Genomic DNA, 22,482 nt, shown 5'->3' with positions numbered 1-22,482 from the left:
AAACTTATGGATAAACCAAGTAGCAAACAAGCAAATTTTAAAAACTATTTAAACCCAAGGGTATTGCCACTTTTGTTCTTAGGCATTGCGAGCGGTTTACCTCTTGCTTTGACAGGTGGGACTTTGCAAGCATGGGCTACTGTCTCAGGTGTAAGCCTTAAATCTATAGGTTTTCTTACATTAGTTGGAACCGCTTATACTTTTAAATTCTTGTGGGCACCTTTTATTGACAGATACGCTCCGCCACTTTTTGGTCGAAGACGAGGGTGGATGGCATTGACTCAGGTTTTGCTGGGTATATGTCTTATATGTATGGGATTTTTTAATCCTGGGCAGGAGCTTAAGTATATTGCCATAATTGCAACTGTAATAGCTTTCTTGTCCGCAACTCAGGATATTGCGTTTGATGCATACAGCACTGAAGTCCTCGAATCGGATGAAAAGGCTCATGGAGCTGCTATCAGGACATTAGGGTACCGAATTGGTATGATTGTGTCAGGTGGCTTTGCCATCGTAATAGCCGAAAGATGGTTGGGTTGGCAGGCGACATATCAATTGATGGGTGTCTTGATGTTTGTATTTGCAGTTATCACAGCAGTTTCTCCTGAAGTTAAAGATATTTCTCCCCCAAGGTCTTTGGCTGAGGCATTTATTAATCCATTAGTAGATTTCTTTTCACGAAAAGAAGCTATTGCCATATTATTGCTTATAGTTTTATATAAGCTTGGTGATTCATTCGCAGGGGCACTTTCGACTACCTTTTTGATTCGAGGTGCAGGTTTTGCAGCCGAAACAGTGGGCTGGGTTAATAAAATCCTTGCTGTTCTAAGCTCGATTTTTGGAGCACTGCTAGGTGGAGCCCTGTTAAACAAACTTGGTTTGTACAAATCCTTAATGAGCTTTGGAATCCTACAATCTGTATCAAATTTGATGTATGCCTTGGTTGCTATTACTGGAAAAAGTCTTCCTATAATGGCTTTGGCTGTCGGTTTGGAAAATTTCACAGGCGGTATGGGGACTGCTGCATTTGTTGTACTGATTATGGGGCTATGTAATATTAAATTTACAGCAACACAGTTTGCACTGCTTACAGCTTTGTCGTCGGTGGGCCGAGTATTTCTTGCAGGACCCTTAACGCCACCATTGGTTGAGTATTTTGGATGGGCACAGTTTTTCGTTATAACTGCCATAATTGCCCTTCCTGGATTAGTGCTATTATATTTTCAAAGAAATCGTATCAAGGCTATCAGTTTAGATTAAGCCTATCAGTAATTTGAGGAACTATCATGACATCAAGTAATGAACCATTTGAATCACTTTCACGTATTCGTAATAAGTCGCTTCAATCAAAAGTAATGTCTGCAGAAGAAGCGGCTGAGCTCATACCAGCAGGCTCGACAGTCGGTATGAGTGGATTTACAGGCTCTGGTTATCCAAAAAGAATACCTGCAGCATTGGCAAAAAGAATTCGTGCTCTAAACGATTCAGGCACAAAATTCAAAATCAATGTTTGGACTGGTGCTTCTACAGCTCCCGAATTAGATGGAGTATTGGCTGAAGTTGATGGCATTAATATGCGCCTGCCATATCAATCCGACCCAATTTGTAGAAAGAAAATTAATTCGGGTGAGATGTCTTATATGGATATTCACCTTTCTCATGTGGCACAGCAAGCATGATTTGGGTTCTTAGGCAAACTTAATATCGCAGTAATTGAAGTTACTGCAATTAATGAAGATGGTACTTTAGTTCCAGCTGGTTCAGTAGGTAATAACAAAACATGGATTGACCAAGCTGACCATGTGATTTTGGAAGTGAATTACGCTTTGAATGAAAAGCTTGATGGTATGCACGATATCTACTATGGTACTGCAATTCCTCCAAATCGTAAGCCGATTATGCTTACAAAACCAGATCAACGTATCGGTGTGCCACACTATATCTGTCCTCCAGAAAAAATCATAGGTATAGTAGAAACCAACGATTTTGATAGGGTGAATAATTTCAGTGAGCCTAACGACGTTGCGAAAGCTATTGCTGGCCATATCCTGAAATTCTTCGATGAAGAAGTAGCTAAAGGTAGATTTCCTAAAAATTTATTGCCACTTCAATCAGGAGTAGGTGATGTATCGAACGCAGTAATTGCGGGTTTGCAACATGGGCATTTCGAAAATCTGACTTCATATACTGAAGTAATTCAAGATGGTATGTTGGAGTTGATTAAGTCTGGAAAAATGACATCAGTTTCTGCTACTGCTTTATCCTTAAGCCCTTCTGGTTTAAAAGAATTCAATGACAATATCGACTTTTATCGTGAACGTATTATTTTACGTACTCAAGAGATTAGTAATCACCCTGAATTGATTAGACGTCTCGGAGTTATTGCCATAAACGGTATGATTGAAGCGGATATCTACGGAAATGTGAACTCCACTCATATTATGGGTAGCGGTATGATGAACGGTATCGGAGGATCAGGCGACTTTACTCGTAATAGCTTTGTATCAATCTTTGTTCGCCCTTCAATCGCCAAAGACGGTGCGATTTCGGCCATCGTACCTATGGTCTCACACCACGATCACACCGAGCACGATACGCAGATTATAGTTACGGAGCAGGGACTTGCAGATCTTAGAGGATTAAACCCGTCGCAAAGGGCTGCACTAATTATCGAAAAATGTGCACACCCTGACTATAAAGAGCAACTTTGGGACTACTTTAATCGTGCGAAGGCACAGGATAGACCACGTCACACACCTCATATCTTGTCCGAAGCATTGAGCTGGCACGATAACTACGAGAAAAAAGGTACGATGAAGAAGTAGTTTGAACTTGAGTTGATATTATCTAGGCGGTCACACAAAAATCATCTAGAAATCTCAAAGTCATAATCGATCGTAAGAGGGGCATGGTCTGAAAAGCGTTGCCCCTTATAAATCTCTGCATGCTTAGCTAGGGTGGCAATGCCTGGCGTTGCAATCTGGTAGTCAATTCTCCATCCTACATTTTTAGCCCACGCTTGACCACGATTGCTCCACCACGTGTATTGGTCCGCTTCCATACACAATCTTCGAAAAACATCTACAAAACCTCGCCTCTCCAACAAATCATTCATCCATTCGCGTTCTTCAGGAGTAAAGCCAGAGTTTTTTAGATTAGACTTCCAATTTTTTAAATCTATCTCCTTATGAGCCATATTCCAATCGCCACAAATAACGTACTCATGCCCAGTCTCAACATGATCACGCATCATCGCATCAATCCAAGGACCAAAGGAATCTAAAAACCTGAATTTTGCTCGTTGCCTCTCATCACCGCTAGAGCCTGATGGAAGATATGCACTTACGACGGTCAAATTTTTAAAGTAAACACTTAAAACACGACCTTCGGGATCAAACTCTTTATTTTCAATGCCGTGCTTAAAATAAGCAGAATCCAATTCCTCTCTAAGATAAATCCCGACCCCACTATATCCTTTGCGTTCAGCATGATTGAATTCGCTTTTGTAAATTAAAGGACTACGCAATGAGTCCGTTAAATCTTCTGCACTAATTTTTATTTCTTGCAAACACACTATGTCTGGCTTACAAATTGAAAGCCATTGCACAATACCTTTATTAAAAGCTGATCTCAGCCCATTAACATTTAAGCTAGTTATTCTGAGCACAAATTAATCCAATAAAATATGGTTAAAATTTAGTTTACTAAAATTTTTGAATGGAGCTATTATGTCGCAAAGTAAGGAATTCGTGAAGTTTGCACTTAATGAGGGTGTACTTAAATTTGGCGAGTTTCAGACTAAATCTGGTCGCCTAAGCCCTTACTTTTTCAATGCTGGCCTGTTCAATAACGGTGAATCATTGTTTAAATTAGCTAATTTCTATGCCCAAGCTTTGCTCGATTCCGAAATAAAATTCGATATGATTTTTGGACCTGCATATAAAGGTATTCCGTTGGCTGCGGCGACCGCCATTGCCATCAGTCAAAAAATTTCAAAACCTATTCCTTTCTGCTTTAATCGTAAAGAAGCTAAGGACCATGGAGAGGGTGGGACTCTTGTAGGTGCTCCTCTAAGTGGAAACGTAATCATAATCGATGACGTAATTACTGCAGGCACGTCGGTTAGAGAATCCGTAAATATTATTCAAAGTGCACATGCTAAGCCCGCAGGTGTGCTTATTGCCCTCGATCGCATGGAACGTTCAGGATATGATAGTGAGCTGTCAGCAAGTTCTTCAGTCCAAAGAGTTCAGCAAATTTACGGCATACCAGTCGTGAGCATTGCAAATTTAAACGATATTATGGATGTAATCAAAGAGTCACCTGAGTTTAAATCACATCAAGATGATGTAGAAGCTTATCGCAAGCAGTACGGTATTTCTTAATAGATGCTCTTATGACCCTCTGGTCTAGTTTTAAATCTTTTATGGACCCAGTAATATTGAGCTGGGTCTTTGCGTATCCAGTCTTCAAGCATAAGATTAAATCTTGAAGTAGCCTCCTCAATCGTCCCTTCTAAAAATAAATTTTTGTTAAGTGGCAATATCTCCACTTCATATTTTCCAGAGTTAATATCCAACGAAGAGTAAACGAATAAAACGTTCATATCAAAGTTTCGAACTAGTTGAACTGTACTAGTTAAGGTCGCTGTCGGAACGTCAAAAAACGGGACAAATATTGAATCTTTCAGACCAAAATCCATATCGGGTAGGTAATAAAGAGGATATCCGCCTTTAATAAGCCTTATTAGTTTTTTAACTCCATCCTGCCGACTAAGTAATTGAACATCATTAAATCGAGCACGTCCTTTTTTAACGATTGCATCCATAACAAGATCTGACTGTTTACCATACATCGTCGCTCCCTTGGGAAATTTTGAAGTCATAATAGTAGCCGCTGCATCAAGACCAACAAAATGTGGTCCTAGCACGAGCACAGGATTTTCTTCTTTAAAATACGCCTTTAAATGTTTATCGCCTTTAAGAGTCACCATTTCATTAATTTGCACTTCGCTACCATACCAAAGCACAGCTCTGTCAATATACGACTGAACTACAAGCCTAAAGTGCCTGTCTGTGAGATCGTTAATTTGGTCAGTGGTTGAGTTTGGATTGGATATCTCTAAATTTCGACGAGCCACATGTAGTCTTTTTTTTGCTAATGGTTTGGCAATGCCTGTCAAAAAACCACCTAATTTAAGTCTCTGACTATCACTAAGTCCAGCAATTAATTTGAATATTTTTTCGTATAGTCGGTATTTAAAAGAATTTTCAACTTGTTTAGTCATAGATAGTTTTCGTTTTTATGACAATGGGGTTATAATTTCATTTCCATTTTAATGCCGAGTTAATGACAAATTGCGGGGCTTTCTAATCCGCTAAAGCGTCACAGCATATTTTATTGCTACTTGGCGTCTATTTTTAAGGACGCATTATGACTTCTGAATTTCTTTTTACTTCTGAATCTGTTTCTGAAGGTCATCCCGACAAAATCGCCGACCAAATCTCTGATGCCATTTTGGATGCTCTTCTGGAGCAGGACCCAAATGCCCGCGTTGCTGCGGAAACTTTATGCAATACTGGTTTAGTCGTACTTGCAGGTGAAATTACAAGTAACGCAAATGTGAGTTACATTGATATTGCCAGAGATACTATTAAACGAATTGGCTACGATAATATAGACTACGGTCTTGACTATAAGGGTTGCTCAGTATTAGTTGCATACGATAAGCAATCACCTGATATCGCTCAAGGAGTTGATCGCTCCGAGGAGGAGATTTTAAATCAGGGAGCAGGTGACCAGGGGCTTATGTTTGGCTACGCATGCGATGAAACCATTGATCTTATGCCAGCTCCGATTTGGTATGCTCACAGGCTTGTTCAGCGGCAAAGCGAATTACGCAAAAGTGGTGTTATTAACTGGCTTAGACCCGATGCTAAATCGCAGGTTACTTTTAGATACGTAGATGGTAAACCAGTAGAGGTTGATGCTGTAGTTTTATCAACCCAGCATCACCCAGAAATTTCCCAAGACACCATTAAGGAAGCTGTAATTGAAGAGATTATCAAGCCTTCATTTGACGATGGTTTGATTACGCCAAAAACAAAATTTTTCGTAAATCCTACAGGAAAATTTGTAATAGGTGGACCTCAAGGGGATTGTGGTCTAACTGGGCGAAAAATTATAGTTGATACGTATGGTGGAGCATGCCCACATGGTGGAGGGGCATTTTCAGGAAAGGATCCCTCTAAGGTTGACAGGTCCGCTGCTTACGCTGCTCGCTATGTAGCTAAAAATATTGTGGCGGCTGGGCTTGCACGTCAGTGTCAAATTCAGGTTAGTTATGCAATTGGAGTGGCCGAACCTATTAATATTACCGTATACACTGAAGGGACGGGTGTTATTCCTGATTCAGAAATTGCTAAGTTAGTTCGTGAACATTTTGATTTAAGACCGCGTGGCATTGTGCAGATGTTAAATCTGCTACGTCCGATATATAGCAAATCTGCTGCGTACGGACATTTCGGTCGTGCTGAACCTGAATTTTCATGGGAGGCTACAGATAAAGTGCAACTACTTAAATCAGCTATTTAAAAAAGAGTTTATATGAACGCAAATTACAAAATCGCAGATATCGGATTGGCAGATTGGGGTCGTAAGGAAATCTCTATTGCCGAGCATGAGATGCCTGGACTTATGGCTACAAGAGAAGAATTTTCCTCTTCAAAACCACTTAAGGGGGCACGAATTGCTGGAAGTTTACACATGACAATTCAAACTGCCGTCTTGATTGAGACTTTAGTCGAATTAGGTGCTGAGGTTCGTTGGGCATCTTGCAATATATTTTCTACGCAGGATCATGCTGCGGCTGCTATAGCAGAAAGTGGAATACCTGTATTTGCTGTAAAAGGTGAATCATTAGAAGAGTATTGGAGTTATACGCACGAAATTTTTAACTGGCCTGAGGATCAGGGATTTGCAAATATGATTCTTGATGATGGGGGAGATGCTACTCTTTTATTGCATTTAGGAACTCGTGCTGAGGGTGAGCCAGAGTGCATTGCCAACCCTACAAGTGAAGAGGAGCGAGTCTTATATGCTACTATTAAAGCTAAACTTCAAGAGGATCCGAATTGGTATTCTAAGAGAATCAAACACATTAAGGGCGTGACCGAGGAGACCACTACAGGAGTTCATAGACTATATCAAATGAGTGCTAGGGGCGAATTGCAATTTCCAGCTATTAATGTGAATGATTCGGTTACTAAATCTAAGTTTGATAATTTGTATGGTTGCCGTGAATCATTGGTAGATGGCATTAAGCGTGCAACTGATGTCATGATAGCTGGCAAAACCGCAGTAGTCGTTGGTTTTGGAGATGTTGGAAAAGGTTGTGCTCAAGCTTTATCTGCACTAAAGGCTCAGGTCTGGGTATGCGAAATTGATCCCATATGTGCACTTCAGGCTGCCATGGAAGGGTACCGTGTCGTAACTATCGACGAAGTTGCGGAGAAAGCGGATATTTTCGTTACTGCCACCGGTAATTATCACGTAATTGAACGCAAGCATTTGGAGTCCATGAAAAACGAGGCGATTGTATGTAATATCGGTCACTTTGATAATGAAATCGATGTGGAGTCTCTTTCAGATCTACAGTGGGAGGAAATCAAGCCTCAGGTTGATCATGTGATATTCCCTGATGGTAAGCGAATTATTCTTTTAGCTAAAGGGCGTCTTGTTAATCTTGGTTGTGCTACTGGTCATCCATCATTTGTTATGTCAGCTTCTTTTACTAACCAAACTATTGCTCAAATCGAGTTATTTACTAAAGGTGAAAATTATAAAAAAGGGTCAGTTAGTGTATTGCCAAAACATTTAGACGAAAAGGTTGCTAGATTACATCTTAAAAAGTTAAATGCAAATCTTACTAAGTTATCTGAAAAACAAGCAAAATATATTGGAGTAGAGGTGGATGGACCTTATAAGCCTGATCACTACCGATACTGATTTTAAATATTGATGTTCTAATAGAGTTATTTGGGCGATTAGAAATTTCTAATCGCTTTTTTGTACATCATGCCTTTTTTTACAGATTTTTTTATAAATTTTTATAAGGTTTTCCCTAAGAGATAGTTGTGAGTATAGTCTTACAATTTACATAAATTTGTATATATATCTTTTTGGAGATTTTATGAACCTATCTGTAAAACTTCTAAATTCATTGTTTGTTGGTGCTTTAGCTATCACTTCTTTAGTTTCAGTGCAAGCAGCAGATAATGCAGAACCTAAACGTCCTGAGTGTGTTGCACCAGCTAAACCAGGCGGTGGTTTTGATTTAACTTGTCGTGTTGCGGTAAATGGCTTTGCTCAAACTAAAATTATCGATAAGCAAATTCGTACAGTTTATATGCCAGGCGGTGTAGGTGCAGTTGCTTATAACAATATTATTTCTAAAAAAGCAGACGATAATAATGCGATTGTTGCTTTCTCAGGTGGTTCATTATTAAATATTGCCCAAGGCAAATTTGGTCGTTATACAGTCGATGATGTGCGTTGGTTGGCTACAGTAGGTACTGATTATGGTGCGATTATCGTTAACAAAGATTCTAAATTCCAAAACTTAGGTGACTTGATTAATGCACTTAAAGCTGATCCGAAGGCAGTAGTGTTCGCAGCTGGTGCCACTATCGGTGGACAGGATTGGATGACAGCAGCTCTTACTGCTAAACAGGCTGGTGTAGATTATCAAAATATGCGTTTCGTTGCTTTTGAAGGTGGTGGTGAAGCTGCTACAGCCCTCCAAGGTAATCACGTTGACGTATTGCTCTCAGGTCTTGCAGAGGCATCTACATTAATCGATGGTGGAGCTCCTCTTCGTATACTTGCTGTTTTCTCAGATAAACGCATGGATGGTCGCCTAAATAATATCCCTACCGCAAAAGAGCAAGGTTATGATATTCAATGGCCTGTTATTCGTGGATTCTATTTACCTCCAAAAGTTACTGATGAACAGTTCAAATATTGGGAGGATAAATTCCAAGCTTTATATAAAACACCTGAGTTCAAGAAAATTCAAGAATCTCAAGGTTTATTCCCATTCGAAAAAACTGGTGCTGAATTAGATAAATTCGTAAAAGAAAGATCTGCTTACTATAAAGAATTAGCAGACTCTTTCGGACTTATTAAAAAATAATTAATTACTTTGATGTAACCTGAGGCAATCACATGTTGTGGTTGCCTCTTATTTTTAGAGATAGATATGGCTTTAAACGATAGGATACTGGGTATTTTTGCTATCGCATTAGCAGCATTTATGGCCTACCATGGCTATGGTATGAATTCTGAATTTTCTTATGAACCCATAGGACCTAAAGTATTTCCACTTTTATTATCTGGTTTTTTAGCGATTTGTGGTCTTGTACTCATAATCAAAGGAGGTAATCCTGTTCCTCCTAATCCCAAAGGGAGTTCTGCACGCATATTTTCTATGATTGCAGTTCTATTTTTGTATGCTTTTGTCTTCCAACCTTTAGGTTTTTTATTATCCACTTTAATTATGGTCACATTAGTTGGTAGGCTCTTTGGGGGCAGTTGGCTATATTCTTTTTTTGGTGGTGTGGGTTTATCTATTATCTTATTTTTATTGTTTGACCTAGCATTAGATGTTGTGCTCCCTGCTGGAGTTTTGGAGGGCTTTCTATGAATGATGTTCTTCATTATCTTGGCTTGGGCATGGCAGTTGCTCTGTCATTTACAAATATTGTTGTAGCAGCTATTGGTGCATTTATAGGTACAGTAGTTGGACTTTTGCCTGGATTGGGACCTATTAATGGTGTAGCGATGCTTATACCTATTGCCTACACCATGAACCTTCCTCCTGAAACATCACTTATTCTGTTAGCCGCAGTTTATGTTGGTGCTGAATATGGTGGCAGGATTTCGTCTATTTTAATTAATGTTCCAGGCGAAGCTGCAGCTGTTATGACTACACTTGATGGGTACCCTCTAGCTCGCAAAGGACTTGCAAGCGTGGCTTTATCTCTTTCAGCATGGGCATCGTTTGTCGGATCTATAGTTGCTATCTTCGGAATAGTATTACTAGCTCCGCTATTAGCGAACTGGGCCGCTGCATTTGGACCAGCAGAGTATTTTGTACTTATGGTATTTGCATTTTCTGCTCTCACTAGTTTATTGGGGGATAGACCTATTAAAGGTATGATTTCTGCCCTTATAGGATTGTCAATTTCAACTATTGGTGTGGATCCAACTTCTGGTGTTTATCGCTATACATTTGAAATTCCAAATCTAGATGATGGTATGGATTTCGTTGTTGTTGTTATTGGATTATTTGCTGTATCCGAAATGCTTCAGATGCTTGAAAATCTGCTTAAAGGTAAATCAGTAGATGTTCCAAAATCAGATAGAAAAATATTTAATTTATCTGAGCTAGCTAGAACAACATGGACCACATTAAGAAGTTCCATTACTGGATTTTTTATTGGTGTGCTTCCTGGTGCTGGGGCTAGTGTCGCATCAGCAGTAGCCTATGCAAACGAAAAAAAATTAATTTCAGGAAGAGATCCGAATGCATGTTTTGGTGAGGGCGATCTCAGAGGGTTGTGTGCTCCAGAAGCAGCTAATAATGCTGCCGCTACAGGTTCCTTTATCCCTATGCTCACACTAGGCGTTCCTGGCTCAGGCACAACTGCAGTCATGATGGGAGCATTGACCTTATATAACATAACTCCAGGACCAGTTCTTTTTGAAACCTCACCTGAACTAGTGTGGGGTCTTATCGCCTCCCTGTTCTTAGCTAACTTAATTCTTCTGATAATGAACATTCCACTTGTGAGAGTGTTTGCTGCTATGCTTAGAACACCATCTTGGTTGTTAGTTCCAAGTATTTTGGCAATAAGTTTCGTTGGTGTCTATGCACTTAATTCCACTACATTTGATTTGGTTGCGGTTGTAGTCATCGGTTTGATTGGATATTTATTACGAAAACTTGATGTGCCATTAGCCCCGATGGTGCTTGGTGTAGTGCTAGGAACTCTAATGGAGCAAAATCTTAGGAGAGCAATGTCTATATCACAAGGTGACATATCAATCTTGTTCTCTAGCCCTATTACAATTGGACTTTGGGTATTGGCTGCTGGTGTTATTATTGTTCCTCCGATTCTCAAAAAAGTACTAGGTGGTCAAAACGCTCCTGCAAATTAATATGTTTCTTAGATATATCCTAAGTTTTTTCATAGCGTTATTAGGTTCATTTTTAGCTTATGAATTAGGATTGCCAATTCCTTGGATGTTAGGTGCATTGTTTATAACTGCCGCATGTCGTATAAACGGATTAAACAATGCTTTTCATCCAGCATTCAGAAAAGCAGGCCAGCTTCTGGTAGGTGTTTCAGTTGGTCTTTACTTTACACCTCAAGTAAATAGCGTACTTTTAAACCAATCATTTTTCATTATATTGGCAAGTTTTTTTTCAGTACTACTAGGTCTCTTAGGTGCATGGATACTTTATAAATTTACCAATCAAAATTATGCTACTTCATATTATGCTTCGACTATAGGAGGAGCGAGTGAAATGGTGGTCATTGCTGAAAGAAATACTGACGGAAATCTGCCACTTATTGCATCGGCTCATAGTTTTAGAATCCTCACAGTAGTTGTACTCATACCTTTTATTTATCAATATCTTGGTATTCATGGCGATTTACAAGATTTTGGGGTAAATCTGCCTCATAAAACATATATTACTGATATAAGTTATAAATTTTTCCTTTTAATAGCGGGTGCTGTAGTATCTGGTTTTATATTGCAAAAGTTCAATTTTCCTAACAGTTGGTTTGTGGGAACTATGTTTTTTTCTGCTCTTTTAACTAGTTTTGATATTCATTTGAGCTACGTACCCATTGAGGCTCAAAGACTGGGGCAGGTTCTGCTTGGATGGGCATTGGGGAGCAACTTTAAACCTCATTTTTTTAAGCAAGCTCCCAAATTTGTTGCTGTGATGGCTGCCGTAATTGTTATATATGTCTCTATTATGGCAATGCTTGCATACGTCATCAGTATTCCATCGCATTACGCATTAGAAACTTTAATCCTAGGTATGAGTCCTGGCGGTTTGGCTGAGATGGCGGTTACCGCAAAAGATCTTAATCTTGGAGCACCTGTAGTAGTCGCCTTTCAGATAGTCAGGCTAATTGCTGTACTGTTACTTGCAAGACCAATTTATAAACTTTTATCAAAACAATTATCTTCAAAATTAGATTATGGATCAAAACAATAAATTCTATGATGTGATAGTTATCGGTGCTGGCAATGCTGCCCTTTGCTCCGCCATATCTGCCTATGAGCATGGTGCCAGAAGTATTGCCATCTTAGAATCGGCCCCAAAAGAGTGGAGAGGTGGAAATAGCAGTCACACTAGAAATATTAGGAGTATGCATGATGCCCCAACGGATGTTTTGACTGACAGCTATACAGAAGACGAATTTTTTGATGATGTTTTTAGAGTTACAAAGGGTCAAACAAATGAAGACATGGCTCGTTTCGTTATTAAATCTACAGTGACCTGTACCAAATGGATGAGAGAGCATGGTGTTAGATTTCAACCTTCACTTGGTGGTACGCTTCAATTGGGTAGGACAAATGCCTTCTTTTTGGGAGGCGGGAAAGCCCTTGTAAATGCATATTTCAAGGAGATTGAAAAATTAGGTGTAGATATTTTTTATGAGACAGAAGCCATTCTTCTGGATGTACAAAATGGCGAATGTCTATCTGTGACAGTAAAAACCAATGATAGCGAACGCAAACTTAAGGCTAAGGCATATGTAATAGCAAGTGGAGGTTTTGAATCCAATCGTGAATGGCTTGAGGAAGCTTGGGGTCCAGCTGCTAGAATTTTTTTAATCAGAGGCACACGATTTAATCATGGAAGGATGATTAAAGAGCTCCAAAGAAATGGAGCTCAAATAATAGGTGACCCAACACAAGGTCATGCTGTTGCCATCGATGCTAGATCCCCTCTATATGACGGCGGAATCGTAACTCGTGTCGATTGTGTTTCATTAGGAATTGTTCTAAATAAAAACGGAGAGCGATTTTACGATGAAGGTGAGGATTTTTGGCCAAAACGTTATGCAATTTGGGGTCGCTTAGTTGCTAAACAACCCGATCAAATTGCCTACAGTATTATCGATCAGAAGATTATAGGTCGATTTATGCCATCAGTGTTTCCGTCAATAAAGGCGGACTCATTGCCACAATTATTTGAAGCTTTGGGGCTTCCAGTACAAAAATCTATCGATACAGTGAATGCGTATAACGATGCAGTAGTGCAGGGAACTTTCGACAATACTATTTTAGATAATTGTCACACAGAGGGATTGGCTATAAATAAAACCCATTGGGCTCAGAAGATTGAAACAGGTCCCTATTATGCATATCCGCTCGCAACAGGAATTACTTTTACCTACATGGGCGTTAAGGTAAATAAGGAAGCTCAAGTCCACATGTCGGATGGCACCCTAGCGAAAAATCTATTTGCAGCTGGTGAAATTATGGCTGGCAATATTCTCTCGCAAGGATATGTGGCTGGCTTTGGAATGGCTATTGGTACAGTGTTTGGAAGAATTGCCGGCAAAGGAGCGGCATTGCATGCAGTCAATAATTAAAGAGCAAAAAATCTTATCTCATAACGAACTTATGGATCTTACTAAAAAATCGATTGGTATCTGTAATTCATGCAGATACTGCGAAGGCTTTTGTGCAGTTTTTCCCGCTATGGAAAAAAGATTAAGTTTTGCTGATAGTGATATTAGTTACTTGGCCAATTTATGCCATAACTGTAGTGAGTGTTTGTATGCCTGTCAGTTTGCACCTCCTCATGAGTACGGGGTAAATATACCTAAGCAACTTTCCATGGTGCGTACTAGGTCTTATGAAGAATTTGCAATGCCTACTTTCCTATCTTCTCTTTTTGTAAAGCACGGCTTGATAAGTTCTTTAGTGCTCGTATTATTATTGGCAATGTTTTTGCTGTTCACCACTTTTGAAGATGTATATACAGACACTCATAATTTCTACAGTTATATATCGCATACCATGCTAGTTTTATTATTTGGCTTGGCATTTGTATGGATGTTGGTGTCTGTATTTATGAGCTGTATTAACTTTAGAAATTATATATGCGAAAAAGGGGAGAGGATTTTTACATGGTCTTCCTTAAAAATAGCGATGCATGAAGCCTTTAGCCTTAAGTATTTGCATGGCAATGTTAAAACAGGCTGTACGTATCCAGGTGATGATATTTCTCCGTGGAGGAGATATTTTCATCATGCTACGTTTTACGGCTTTATACTTTGTTTTGCCGCTACTGCATCAGGCACTATTATGCATTACTTTTTTGGGCTACACGCACCCTATGATTTTATAAGTCTTCCAAAATTGCTTGGAACTTTTGGAGGTATATCCTTAACAATAGGCACTGCAGGACTTTTTGTTCTTAAGCTTAAGGCTAACCCTGAAATACGTGATGCTAGGCATCTAGGAATGGATTATGCATTTATAGCTTTACTTTTTTTAGCGGCCGTGACAGGTTTGATTCTAATGTTTTTTAGGATGACAGATGCATTGCCAACCTTGCTATCAGTGCATTTAAGTGTTATTTTGACACTTTTTATAACTATGCCTTTTAGTAAATTTATTCATGGATTTTATAGGTTTATTGCGTTAAGCAAAAACGCAACGGAAGAGTTAAACCTTAGTAAATAATTAGGGTATTTCTTTATCTTCTTTTGTTTACAAGGATTTCGGAAATCCTATAATTAAGTTGTTATTTTTTTGAGAGGATTTTTTATGCATACCAAATCAAGTTCTAGCAGCATAATAAATCATATTCTTTGGTTTGGCGTAGCCGTGTTAGGTGCATTCCTACTTGGTTATATCGCTGTTTCTCAAAGAGGTGAATCTATTAATGCTATTTGGGTTTTGATCGCATCAATTTGCGTTTATTTAATTGGATATCGATATTACAGTTTGTACATCGCTAGAAATGCTTTGGGGGTGGATCCTACACGTAACACTCCTGCATGGAGACATAACGATGGTCTAGATTATGTACCTACAAATAAGGCGGTTTTATTTGGTCACCACTTTGCTGCAATCGCAGGTGCAGGACCATTAGTTGGACCAGTGCTTGCTGCTCAAATGGGATACTTGCCAGGTATGCTTTGGATTCTTGCAGGTGTTGTGTTTGCAGGTGCCGTTCAGGACTTTATGGTTCTGTTTATTTCGACTCGTCGTGATGGTCGTTCTTTGGGTGAGCTTTGTAGAGCTGAGATGGGTCGTATTCCTGGAATTATCGCTCTCGTCGCATGCTTTATGATTATGGTCATCATTTTAGCTGTGTTAGCTATGATTGTAGTCAAAGCACTAACTCATAGTCCTTGGGGTACGTTTACAGTTATCTACACGATTCCGCTAGCTTTATTCATGGGGGTATATTTGCGTTATATACGCCCAGGTAGAGTTCTTGAAATATCTTTAATTGGTATGGTTTTATTAATTTTAGGTATTGTATGGGGCGGAGATGTAGCTGCTAATCCAGATTTAGCTAAGTATTTCGATTTTGACGGTAAAACTTTAACTTACATCCTTGTGGTATATGGGTTTGTAGCAGCAGTATTGCCAGTGTGGTTGCTTTTAGCACCACGTGATTACTTATCAACATTCCTTAAAATTGGGGCCATTATGGCTTTAGCGGTAGGTATTGTACTTGTACGACCTGAGATGCAGATGCCAGCATTAACACAATTTGTTGATGGTACAGGACCAGTTTGGAAGGGTGATTTGTTCCCGTTCTTATTTATTACTATTGCATGCGGTGCTGTATCAGGTTTCCATGCTTTGATATCTTCAGGTACCACTCCTAAGATGCTTCAAAATGAGTCACACGCTCGTTTAATTGGATATGGCGGTATGTTGATGGAATCTTTCGTAGCGATAATGGCTTTGATTTCAGCATCGATCATCGATCCAGGTGTGTATTTTGTAATGAATAGCCCTACAGCATTTTTAAATCCTGACGGTGCTGCAGATGTAGCTGTAGCAGCTGCTCAAACAGTGTCAAATATAGGGTTTTTAATTACACCTGAGACTATTCATCAATATGCAGTTGATGTGGGTGAGAGTTCTATCATCTCTCGTGCTGGAGGTGCTCCGACACTTGCTGTGGGTATGGCTATTATCCTTCATAAGGCTTTATCCTTCCTAGGTTCTATGTCTTTCTGGTATCACTTTGCGATTCTATTCGAAGCATTGTTTATCCTAACAGCAGTGGATGCTGGTACACGTTCTGCACGATTCATGCTTCAAGACTTACTTGGATTAGTTAGCCCAAGTATGAAGCGTACGGACTCATTGCCAGCGAATTTGATTGCTACAGCTTTAGTTGTAATTGCTTGGGGATACTTTTTATACCAAGGTGTGGTAGATCCTCTAGGAGGTATTAATACTTTATGGCCACTATTTGGTATCGCTAACCAGATGCTGGCTGCCATTGCACTTTTATTATGTACTGTAGTTTTGTTCAAGATGAAGAAAGAGAAATACGCTTGGATTGCTATATTTCCAAGTGTGGCTCTTATGATCTTTACGTTATATGCAGGATGGATAAAAGTATTTTCTGATAATCCTAAGGTCGGTTTCTTTGCTCTTGCTAACTCACTAAAAGAGAAATTCCTTGATGTACCATTTGTAGCATCAGGTACTTTCAAAACTGCTGAGCAAGTTGAGCGAGTGATTTTCAATAATCGATTAGACGGATTCTTGACTGCGTTCTTTATGCTTGTGGTTGTTTCTATTGCAGTCTTTGCTGTTAAATCTAGTTTAGCTGCTCTAAAACGCAAGGAGCCACATTCAGCTGAGATACCTTATGAGCCACTTCCTATTGAAGCTACCCGTCCATAGGAGATAGTTATGTTGTTCTCTATAAAAAACACAGCAAAGTATTTAGGTCAGACAGCCCGCCTTATGGTGGGTGTGCCTGACTATGATACTTACTTAAAACATATGGAGCGCAATCATCCAGATAAGCAACCCATGACATATAAGGAATTTTTCCGAGAAAGACAGGATGCTCGTTATGGGGGCAATGGTAACTTCAAATGCTGCTAGTATGAATTAGCGGTAAGCACTGATTAAGTCCCGACTCTAGGTATTAGAGTTGGGTCTTTTTTTGCAATGAATTAGTGGAAGGATATTGTTTTAAAATGAATACAAAAAAATAAAAGAGGATACCATTAGATTGGTTGGTTTGATTAATGAAAAGTCATTAAAACTTTTTAATAATAAAAATAGTAAAGGAATTAATTGTGATTCCTTAATCAGTGAGCCTGTAACGTTTTTTGTGTAAATGGTTTATAGGTACTTTGTAATTCTATCCTCAAACATGATGATAAATTGATTCAAAGCAGACCCCACTTTCCATAATTTAACTAACTACTTTTGGCACTATACCAATTTTATTTTTATCCTTAAGCTTAAAACTTTGACCCATCATTTGTACCATCTGGCAGTACTCTGACCAGTACCGCTGACGTTAGTACATGATCTGAGACTAGTACATTTGTCCATTGTCTAAATGGTAGGTTGCTTGTCATCATAATGCTTCCCTTCTCATATCTTCTGGATATAACTTCAAAAAACAGATTTTCCTCTTCCTTTCCCAAATGGCAAATAGCCTATCTCATTAATGATTAATAATCTAGGAAGCATTACAGATTTGTGTATGTATTTTTTAAGCTCTCCTTTTCTATATGCATTTGAGAGTTGTAGCATTAGTTCTGAAGCTGTTATGAACCTCACTTTCATCTTATGCATAATTGCCCTATAAGCCAATGACATAGTTATATGAGTTTTACCCACACTTCTTGGATTGGCATTGATAAGAGTTTATGTTACCAAATTTTACAAATGCGTTCTGTAATATTCCCTTTATAGATTTAAGTTAGATTATTGTAGTTCTTTATGTGTTTCAGTTTGATCTCTATTCTGTTGAGTTGTTCAAATTGTCGCATCCAGTGTTGTTAATGATAAAAGACTTTAATGACATTATTTGATTAGGTTTAGGATTTGTGTTTGACCATGTTCAATTACATGTTAACTATAAGATGAATCAAATCTAAGAGAGACACGATTTCATCGAGCATTAACAGAACAGTCTGATCTTAAGACAGCTCCTGGAGCTATAGAAAAGGATGTAGCTTTATTTGAAGCTGAGCTATGGTCAGAACAATTTAGAACCAATTCTCCAAATACAACACAAGTATCCGATACTAAAGGGCCACTATCATGAATCGTATCGTTAATCTTAAAACCATTTTTGGTGATAGTCTAAGATTTCTATCTCTTAAGGGTAAAGATGAGCTATCAAATTTGTTTGAGTACCGTGTACAGGCAGTTGCTGAAGATAAGCCTATAGATCAAACTCAACTTCTAGGTACGGATGTAAGCATTGAGATTGATACCGAGAAATCCCTCAGATACATAAACGGTATGATCAGCTCAGTGCGTAAGGTTAGTGAGAAGATAGAGGATGCTCGTAAGTATTTTATATATGAGTTCACAGTGGTTCCGCACTTATGGTATAGCACACAGACTAACAATAGTCGTATATTTCAAGAGATGACTGCTGTAGAAGTGGTCAAAAAGGTTCTTGAAGATTACGATGTATATATTGAGAATAAGTTATTTGAAAGTTATAGAAAGTGGAATTACTGCGTTCAGTATAACGAGACAGATTTTTCTTTTGTAAGTCGCCTATTAGAGCATGAAGGTATTTACTACTGGTTCCGACATGATGATAAAAAACATTATTTGGTTCTTACAGACTCAAAAGACACGCATCCGAAGCTTCCAGTAAACGGAACAGCATATTTTTATCATGAAGATAAAGTGGCTTATGCTCACGATCAACATGTGTTTGATTGGCAATCTGGAGGTCAGATTACATCAAGTTCATATTCGACCCAAGACTATAACTTTGAGAATCCTCGTGGAGATTTATCTGGAGAGAGCAACGTAGGTAGTAAATACTCTGCAGGAAGAGAGCTTGATATTTACGAGCCGTTTGGTGGGTATATCTCAGCTGATGAGTCTGAACATTATGCAAAAGTGCATCTAGAATCCTTGCAAGCTCTTCAGGATTATGCTGAGGCTCGCACACGTCTAAGAGACCTAGCATCAGGATATAAGATAGAACTAAAACAAGCACCATACGCAGCAGATGATGGCGAATATCTTGTAGTCAAAACTGAGTATGACATATCGGTTCAATCCTATGTATCAGGAGATGATGTTAACTACAACCTTCAGACATCAGCTCTCCTTATTCCAGCTGATGTTCAGTATAGAGCACCTAGGATTCATAAAGAACCTAAGATGGGTGGTCCACAAACGGCAGTAGTTACAGGTCCAGCAGGTGAAGAGATTTGGACAGATAAATATGGTCGAATTAAAGTACAGTTTCACTGGGATAGGGACGGTAAGAGAGATGAAAATAGTTCTTGCTGGGTACGTGTATCAAGTCCTTGGGCTGGATCTGGATTTGGTGGTGTTCAAATTCCACGTGTAGGTGAAGAGGTTGTGGTTGACTTTGTAGATGGTCAGCCTGATCGTCCAGTGGTGATAGGACGTGTATATAACAATGAAAACATGCCTCCTGTAAACCTTCCAGATGATGCGACTCAAAGTGGCTTCTTTACTCGTAGTAAAAACGGTGATGCTAGCAATGCAAACCGCATGATGTTTGAGGATAGTCCAGGCAATGAGTTGCTATCGTTTGTAGCAGAGCGTGATATGAACACTCACGTTAAGGATAAGCAAACTCAAACAATTGATGGCAATGTAACTTCATCAATTTCAAGTTTCCGATCTCATACTACACATAGTACTTCAGATGTAACTTTAAAAAGTGGTAGAGAGGCAAAGTATGAGAGCGATCATGAGAGACTGATTAAAACTCAATTAACAGAGAAGATTGGCGGTAATTTAAAAGAGGACTATTTGGATGGAGTTGATGAAACCATTAAGGGTACGTTTACAAGTACAGTTAGTGGTGTGGCTACTCATACTATGCTTGGTTATCACCTAAATTCTGAGACCTCTGATGAGGAAGAAGTAACTGGAGATGTGGTTCAAAGTGTTGGTGTAGATGAAATTTTTAATATAAATACTAAGTCAAAGTTAAACACTGGCTCGTTATCTTGGAAGACACCTAAATTAGGTATTGAATCTAAAAGTTCATCTACGAAAATAGACTCTGCATCAAATGTAGATGTTAGTGCAATTTTTGGTTATACCATGCAGACAGAAGCATCCATAACGAATAAGGCACCTTTAAAATTTGAATTTGAACTTTTATCGTCTAAAAATAAGATTACCCATGTCAATGATGTTTCAACTAGTATTAGTTTAACGGGTGTAAAAGGTTCTGTTGGAGCACAGACTTTAGGTCTTAATGTTATATACCTTAGTGGAGTTGTTCAAAATAATAGTAAACAATATTTTAGTGTTGGAGCTTCTGGTATTAGTGGTCAACTCATAGGTAAAGAAAATAAAGATGGAAGTTTGGCAACTGATTTAGTGGGATTGAGGTTTAATCGAGGTCTTAAAGTTTGGTTCTCTGGGCCTGATAGTGGTGGTGGATCTGGCAAGGGAGGTTCAGGTAAAGGAAAATCCGATAAAAAAGAAGGTGGTGGAGATGATAAGGGAGGAAAAGATAAGAATAAAAAATCCGATGAACCAAGTGCAGATTGTAAGGAATGTAAGGGTTTATCATCAAGTAAGATTCTATTAGCACCAGTTGTAGGGATGGCTGTAGATGGCATAGTTGATATTGGTATGGATTTGGCTTCTGGTGCAGTGTCTCAAGCCACATCACCGCATTCAATTGACTTTTCACTAGGTGAAGAGCGTTTTTATCATACAGACTTTGCACTACCAGGGATAAAGAAAATATCTTGGACTAGGATGTATAGATCAAATAACTATGCTTTTGATCAGCAGTCAGTATTAAGTCCATTAGGTCCAAGATGGATGACACCTTACATGCAATTTATATATTTGCATGAAGAGACTCCTGTATTTGTTAATTTTGAAGGTAGGTTGGTGCGTTGTCCACAACAATTACCTATAAATAAAGAAATCTATGACAGGAATGAAGAATTATTCTGGTCTCAAGTTGATCCTGATACTTTGCAGATCAGGTATAAAAATGACAATAAATTAATATTTAAGAAAATAGGCTCAGTATTTAGATTGCACCTATGTACTGATGCACAGAACAACATACTGAAACTAGACTATGATGATGAGTCTCGTTTATCTAATTTAGAAAACGATTTATATAACTTATATTTTAGATATGACGATCAGAATAGGTTTGATGAGGTTTACTACTACGAAACTGATTTAGAGACAGGCAACAAGGTTGAAGTTGTACTTGCTAAATATTCCTATGATGCCGATGGTAACTTAATAACGGCAACAGATAGGTATGCACTTTCAAATAAATACAAATATCAATCTAATCACTTAATTACCAGGTATGAAGATAAGACAGCACGTGGTGTTAACTTATCTTGGGAGATTGATGGTAGTCACGGTCGTTGTGTCCATGAAAGTTTAGATGATGGTTCGGAAGCATTGTATATAAGATATGAGCGTAAAGAATTATCCACTTATGTGACGGATGCATTAGGTCAAACTACAAAATATGTCTTTAATGAAGACAATTATTTAATGCAGATTCACTACTGCGATGGAACTAAGCGAATCAATGAACGTGATAAATATAACAATATCACTCAGGTTAGATATCAAGATGGGACTACTAGTAAATTTGTATACGATGCATTTGATAATTTAGTGGAAGTATTACAGCCAGATAATACTAGCATTAGATATGACTATGACTTAGATAATAATCTAATAACACTTACTGATCCAATGGGATATGAGTGGCATAGGACATATAACAATCTGAAATTGGTTGAGTCTGAGATAGATCCTTTGGGTCCATGTCACTAAATATCAGTACAACACAAAAGGTCAAGTGATTAGAATTCAGGATGCTAAAGGAGGTAATAAACACATCCTATACCATCCAACTGGAGAGGTAGCATCATTTAGAGACTGCTCAGGTAAAACGACTAAATGGGATTATGACCTATTAGGTCGTGTGGTCAAGATGACGGAACCTTGCGGTACCACGGAAGTCTACACTTATGATTACTACAGCAATATTTGCAAAGTAGAAAGAAGTGGAACCAACCCAGTATACCTAGAGCATGATGCTGAAGGGCGTCTACTTAAGTTCATAGACGGGCTTGATCGTGAGACACGATATGAATATAACCCTGCAGGTCGAATTGAAACACGCATCGATGCACTTAATAATGAAGTAGGGTATAG

Annotated in this window: 17 protein-coding genes and 1 pseudogene; 14 read left to right on the top strand and 4 right to left on the bottom strand. The window is 38.7% G+C overall.

Translation table 11 applies throughout. The features are described from left to right. Positions 1-6 precede the first annotated feature (6 nt). A complete protein-coding gene (locus KUI_RS07160) occupies positions 7-1,260 on the top strand; it encodes an AmpG family muropeptide MFS transporter (protein WP_013521631.1) in 1,254 nt (417 codons plus the stop codon). 26 nt (positions 1,261-1,286) lie between these two features. Continuing rightward, positions 1,287-2,825: pseudogene (locus KUI_RS07155) on the top strand (acetyl-CoA hydrolase/transferase family protein). Between the two features lie 41 nt (positions 2,826-2,866). Here KUI_RS07155 and KUI_RS07150 read toward each other — a convergent pair. Next, positions 2,867-3,667, bottom strand: coding sequence for an exodeoxyribonuclease III (locus KUI_RS07150; RefSeq protein ID WP_014840616.1), 801 nt, complete (start codon positions 3,665-3,667; stop codon positions 2,867-2,869). Positions 3,668-3,728: 61 nt separating this feature from the next. Here KUI_RS07150 and pyrE point away from each other — a divergent pair, with 61 nt between their 5' ends. After that, positions 3,729-4,385, top strand: coding sequence for an orotate phosphoribosyltransferase (gene pyrE / locus KUI_RS07145; RefSeq protein ID WP_013521628.1), 657 nt, complete (start codon positions 3,729-3,731; stop codon positions 4,383-4,385). Here pyrE and KUI_RS07140 read toward each other — a convergent pair. Continuing rightward, positions 4,382-5,287 (bottom strand): lysophospholipid acyltransferase family protein, encoded by a 906-nt coding sequence (locus KUI_RS07140; RefSeq protein WP_013521627.1) that lies wholly within the window; start codon positions 5,285-5,287, stop codon positions 4,382-4,384. The two genes, pyrE and KUI_RS07140, sit on opposite strands and share 4 nt — an antisense overlap. A gap of 146 nt (positions 5,288-5,433) precedes the next feature. Here KUI_RS07140 and metK point away from each other — a divergent pair, with 146 nt between their 5' ends. The 10 genes from metK to KUI_RS07090 all read left to right on the top strand — a co-directional run bounded on the left by metK (position 5,434) and on the right by KUI_RS07090 (position 17,184). After that, positions 5,434-6,594, top strand: coding sequence for a methionine adenosyltransferase (metK, locus tag KUI_RS07135; protein WP_013521626.1), 1,161 nt, complete (start codon positions 5,434-5,436; stop codon positions 6,592-6,594). A 12-nt stretch (positions 6,595-6,606) separates the two neighbouring features. Beyond that, the gene (ahcY, locus tag KUI_RS07130) at positions 6,607-8,007 is read left to right on the top strand and encodes an adenosylhomocysteinase (RefSeq protein WP_014840615.1); all 1,401 of its coding nucleotides are present in this window, start codon (positions 6,607-6,609) and stop codon (positions 8,005-8,007) included. Positions 8,008-8,191: 184 nt separating this feature from the next. Further along, a complete protein-coding gene (locus KUI_RS07125) occupies positions 8,192-9,193 on the top strand; it encodes a Bug family tripartite tricarboxylate transporter substrate binding protein (RefSeq protein WP_013521624.1) in 1,002 nt (333 codons plus the stop codon). A gap of 66 nt (positions 9,194-9,259) precedes the next feature. Then, a complete protein-coding gene (locus tag KUI_RS07120) occupies positions 9,260-9,703 on the top strand; it encodes a tripartite tricarboxylate transporter TctB family protein (RefSeq protein WP_013521623.1) in 444 nt (147 codons plus the stop codon). Then, positions 9,700-11,220 carry a tripartite tricarboxylate transporter permease gene (locus KUI_RS07115; protein WP_013521622.1) on the top strand — a complete coding sequence of 507 codons (1,521 nt, stop codon included), beginning with the start codon at positions 9,700-9,702 and terminating at the stop codon, positions 11,218-11,220. The genes KUI_RS07120 and KUI_RS07115 overlap by 4 nt, the downstream gene beginning before the upstream one ends. A 1-nt stretch (position 11,221) precedes the next feature. Then, positions 11,222-12,295: an AbrB family transcriptional regulator gene (locus tag KUI_RS07110; RefSeq protein ID WP_013521621.1), complete on the top strand. Its 1,074-nt coding sequence runs from the start codon at positions 11,222-11,224 to the stop codon at positions 12,293-12,295. Then, the gene (tcuA, locus tag KUI_RS07105) at positions 12,279-13,682 is read left to right on the top strand and encodes an FAD-dependent tricarballylate dehydrogenase TcuA (protein WP_014840614.1); all 1,404 of its coding nucleotides are present in this window, start codon (positions 12,279-12,281) and stop codon (positions 13,680-13,682) included. Before KUI_RS07110 ends, tcuA begins: the two co-directional genes overlap by 17 nt. Next, on the top strand, positions 13,666-14,781 hold the full coding sequence (gene tcuB / locus KUI_RS07100; protein WP_014840613.1) for a tricarballylate utilization 4Fe-4S protein TcuB: 1,116 nt from the start codon (positions 13,666-13,668) through the stop codon (positions 14,779-14,781). Before tcuA ends, tcuB begins: the two co-directional genes overlap by 17 nt. A gap of 84 nt (positions 14,782-14,865) precedes the next feature. Beyond that, complete coding sequence (gene cstA / locus KUI_RS07095; RefSeq protein WP_013521618.1) at positions 14,866-16,977, top strand: pyruvate/proton symporter CstA; 2,112 nt, start codon at positions 14,866-14,868, stop codon at positions 16,975-16,977. A 9-nt stretch (positions 16,978-16,986) separates the two neighbouring features. Beyond that, positions 16,987-17,184 (top strand): YbdD/YjiX family protein, encoded by a 198-nt coding sequence (locus KUI_RS07090; protein WP_013521617.1) that lies wholly within the window; start codon positions 16,987-16,989, stop codon positions 17,182-17,184. Positions 17,185-17,549: 365 nt separating this feature from the next. Here the strand turns inward: KUI_RS07090 and KUI_RS08665 are convergent, their stop codons facing one another. Both KUI_RS08665 and KUI_RS08380 read right to left on the bottom strand, forming a co-directional pair. Then, on the bottom strand, positions 17,550-17,738 hold the full coding sequence (locus KUI_RS08665) for an ATP-binding protein (RefSeq protein ID WP_013521616.1): 189 nt from the start codon (positions 17,736-17,738) through the stop codon (positions 17,550-17,552). Further along, positions 17,707-17,934, bottom strand: a complete 228-nt coding sequence (locus KUI_RS08380; protein ID WP_264080329.1) for an ATP-binding protein — start codon at positions 17,932-17,934, stop codon at positions 17,707-17,709. Before KUI_RS08380 ends, KUI_RS08665 begins: the two co-directional genes overlap by 32 nt. 426 nt (positions 17,935-18,360) lie before the next feature. Here KUI_RS08380 and tssI point away from each other — a divergent pair, with 426 nt between their 5' ends. Continuing rightward, positions 18,361-22,098: a type VI secretion system tip protein TssI/VgrG gene (tssI, locus tag KUI_RS08525; protein WP_081482436.1), complete on the top strand. Its 3,738-nt coding sequence runs from the start codon at positions 18,361-18,363 to the stop codon at positions 22,096-22,098. Positions 22,099-22,482: the final 384 nt, after the last annotated feature.

The organism is Taylorella equigenitalis ATCC 35865 (assembly GCF_000276685.1).
Lineage (GTDB): Bacteria > Pseudomonadota > Gammaproteobacteria > Burkholderiales > Burkholderiaceae_B > Taylorella > Taylorella equigenitalis.
Note: the sequence above shows the minus strand (reverse complement) of the source record. Positions and strands in the feature narration are given on the sequence as shown.

Coding starts and splice junctions, on each gene's coding strand:
- KUI_RS07160 (WP_013521631.1), top strand. CDS start 7: ATGGATAAACCAAGTAGCAAACAAGCAAATTTTAAAAACTATTTAAAC.
- pyrE (WP_013521628.1), top strand. CDS start 3,729: ATGTCGCAAAGTAAGGAATTCGTGAAGTTTGCACTTAATGAGGGTGTA.
- KUI_RS07140 (WP_013521627.1), bottom strand. CDS start 5,287: ATGACTAAACAAGTTGAAAATTCTTTTAAATACCGACTATACGAAAAA.
- metK (WP_013521626.1), top strand. CDS start 5,434: ATGACTTCTGAATTTCTTTTTACTTCTGAATCTGTTTCTGAAGGTCAT.
- ahcY (WP_014840615.1), top strand. CDS start 6,607: ATGAACGCAAATTACAAAATCGCAGATATCGGATTGGCAGATTGGGGT.
- KUI_RS07125 (WP_013521624.1), top strand. CDS start 8,192: ATGAACCTATCTGTAAAACTTCTAAATTCATTGTTTGTTGGTGCTTTA.
- KUI_RS07120 (WP_013521623.1), top strand. CDS start 9,260: ATGGCTTTAAACGATAGGATACTGGGTATTTTTGCTATCGCATTAGCA.
- KUI_RS07115 (WP_013521622.1), top strand. CDS start 9,700: ATGAATGATGTTCTTCATTATCTTGGCTTGGGCATGGCAGTTGCTCTG.
- KUI_RS07110 (WP_013521621.1), top strand. CDS start 11,222: ATGTTTCTTAGATATATCCTAAGTTTTTTCATAGCGTTATTAGGTTCA.
- tcuA (WP_014840614.1), top strand. CDS start 12,279: ATGGATCAAAACAATAAATTCTATGATGTGATAGTTATCGGTGCTGGC.
- tcuB (WP_014840613.1), top strand. CDS start 13,666: ATGCAGTCAATAATTAAAGAGCAAAAAATCTTATCTCATAACGAACTT.
- cstA (WP_013521618.1), top strand. CDS start 14,866: ATGCATACCAAATCAAGTTCTAGCAGCATAATAAATCATATTCTTTGG.
- KUI_RS07090 (WP_013521617.1), top strand. CDS start 16,987: ATGTTGTTCTCTATAAAAAACACAGCAAAGTATTTAGGTCAGACAGCC.
- tssI (WP_081482436.1), top strand. CDS start 18,361: ATGAATCGTATCGTTAATCTTAAAACCATTTTTGGTGATAGTCTAAGA.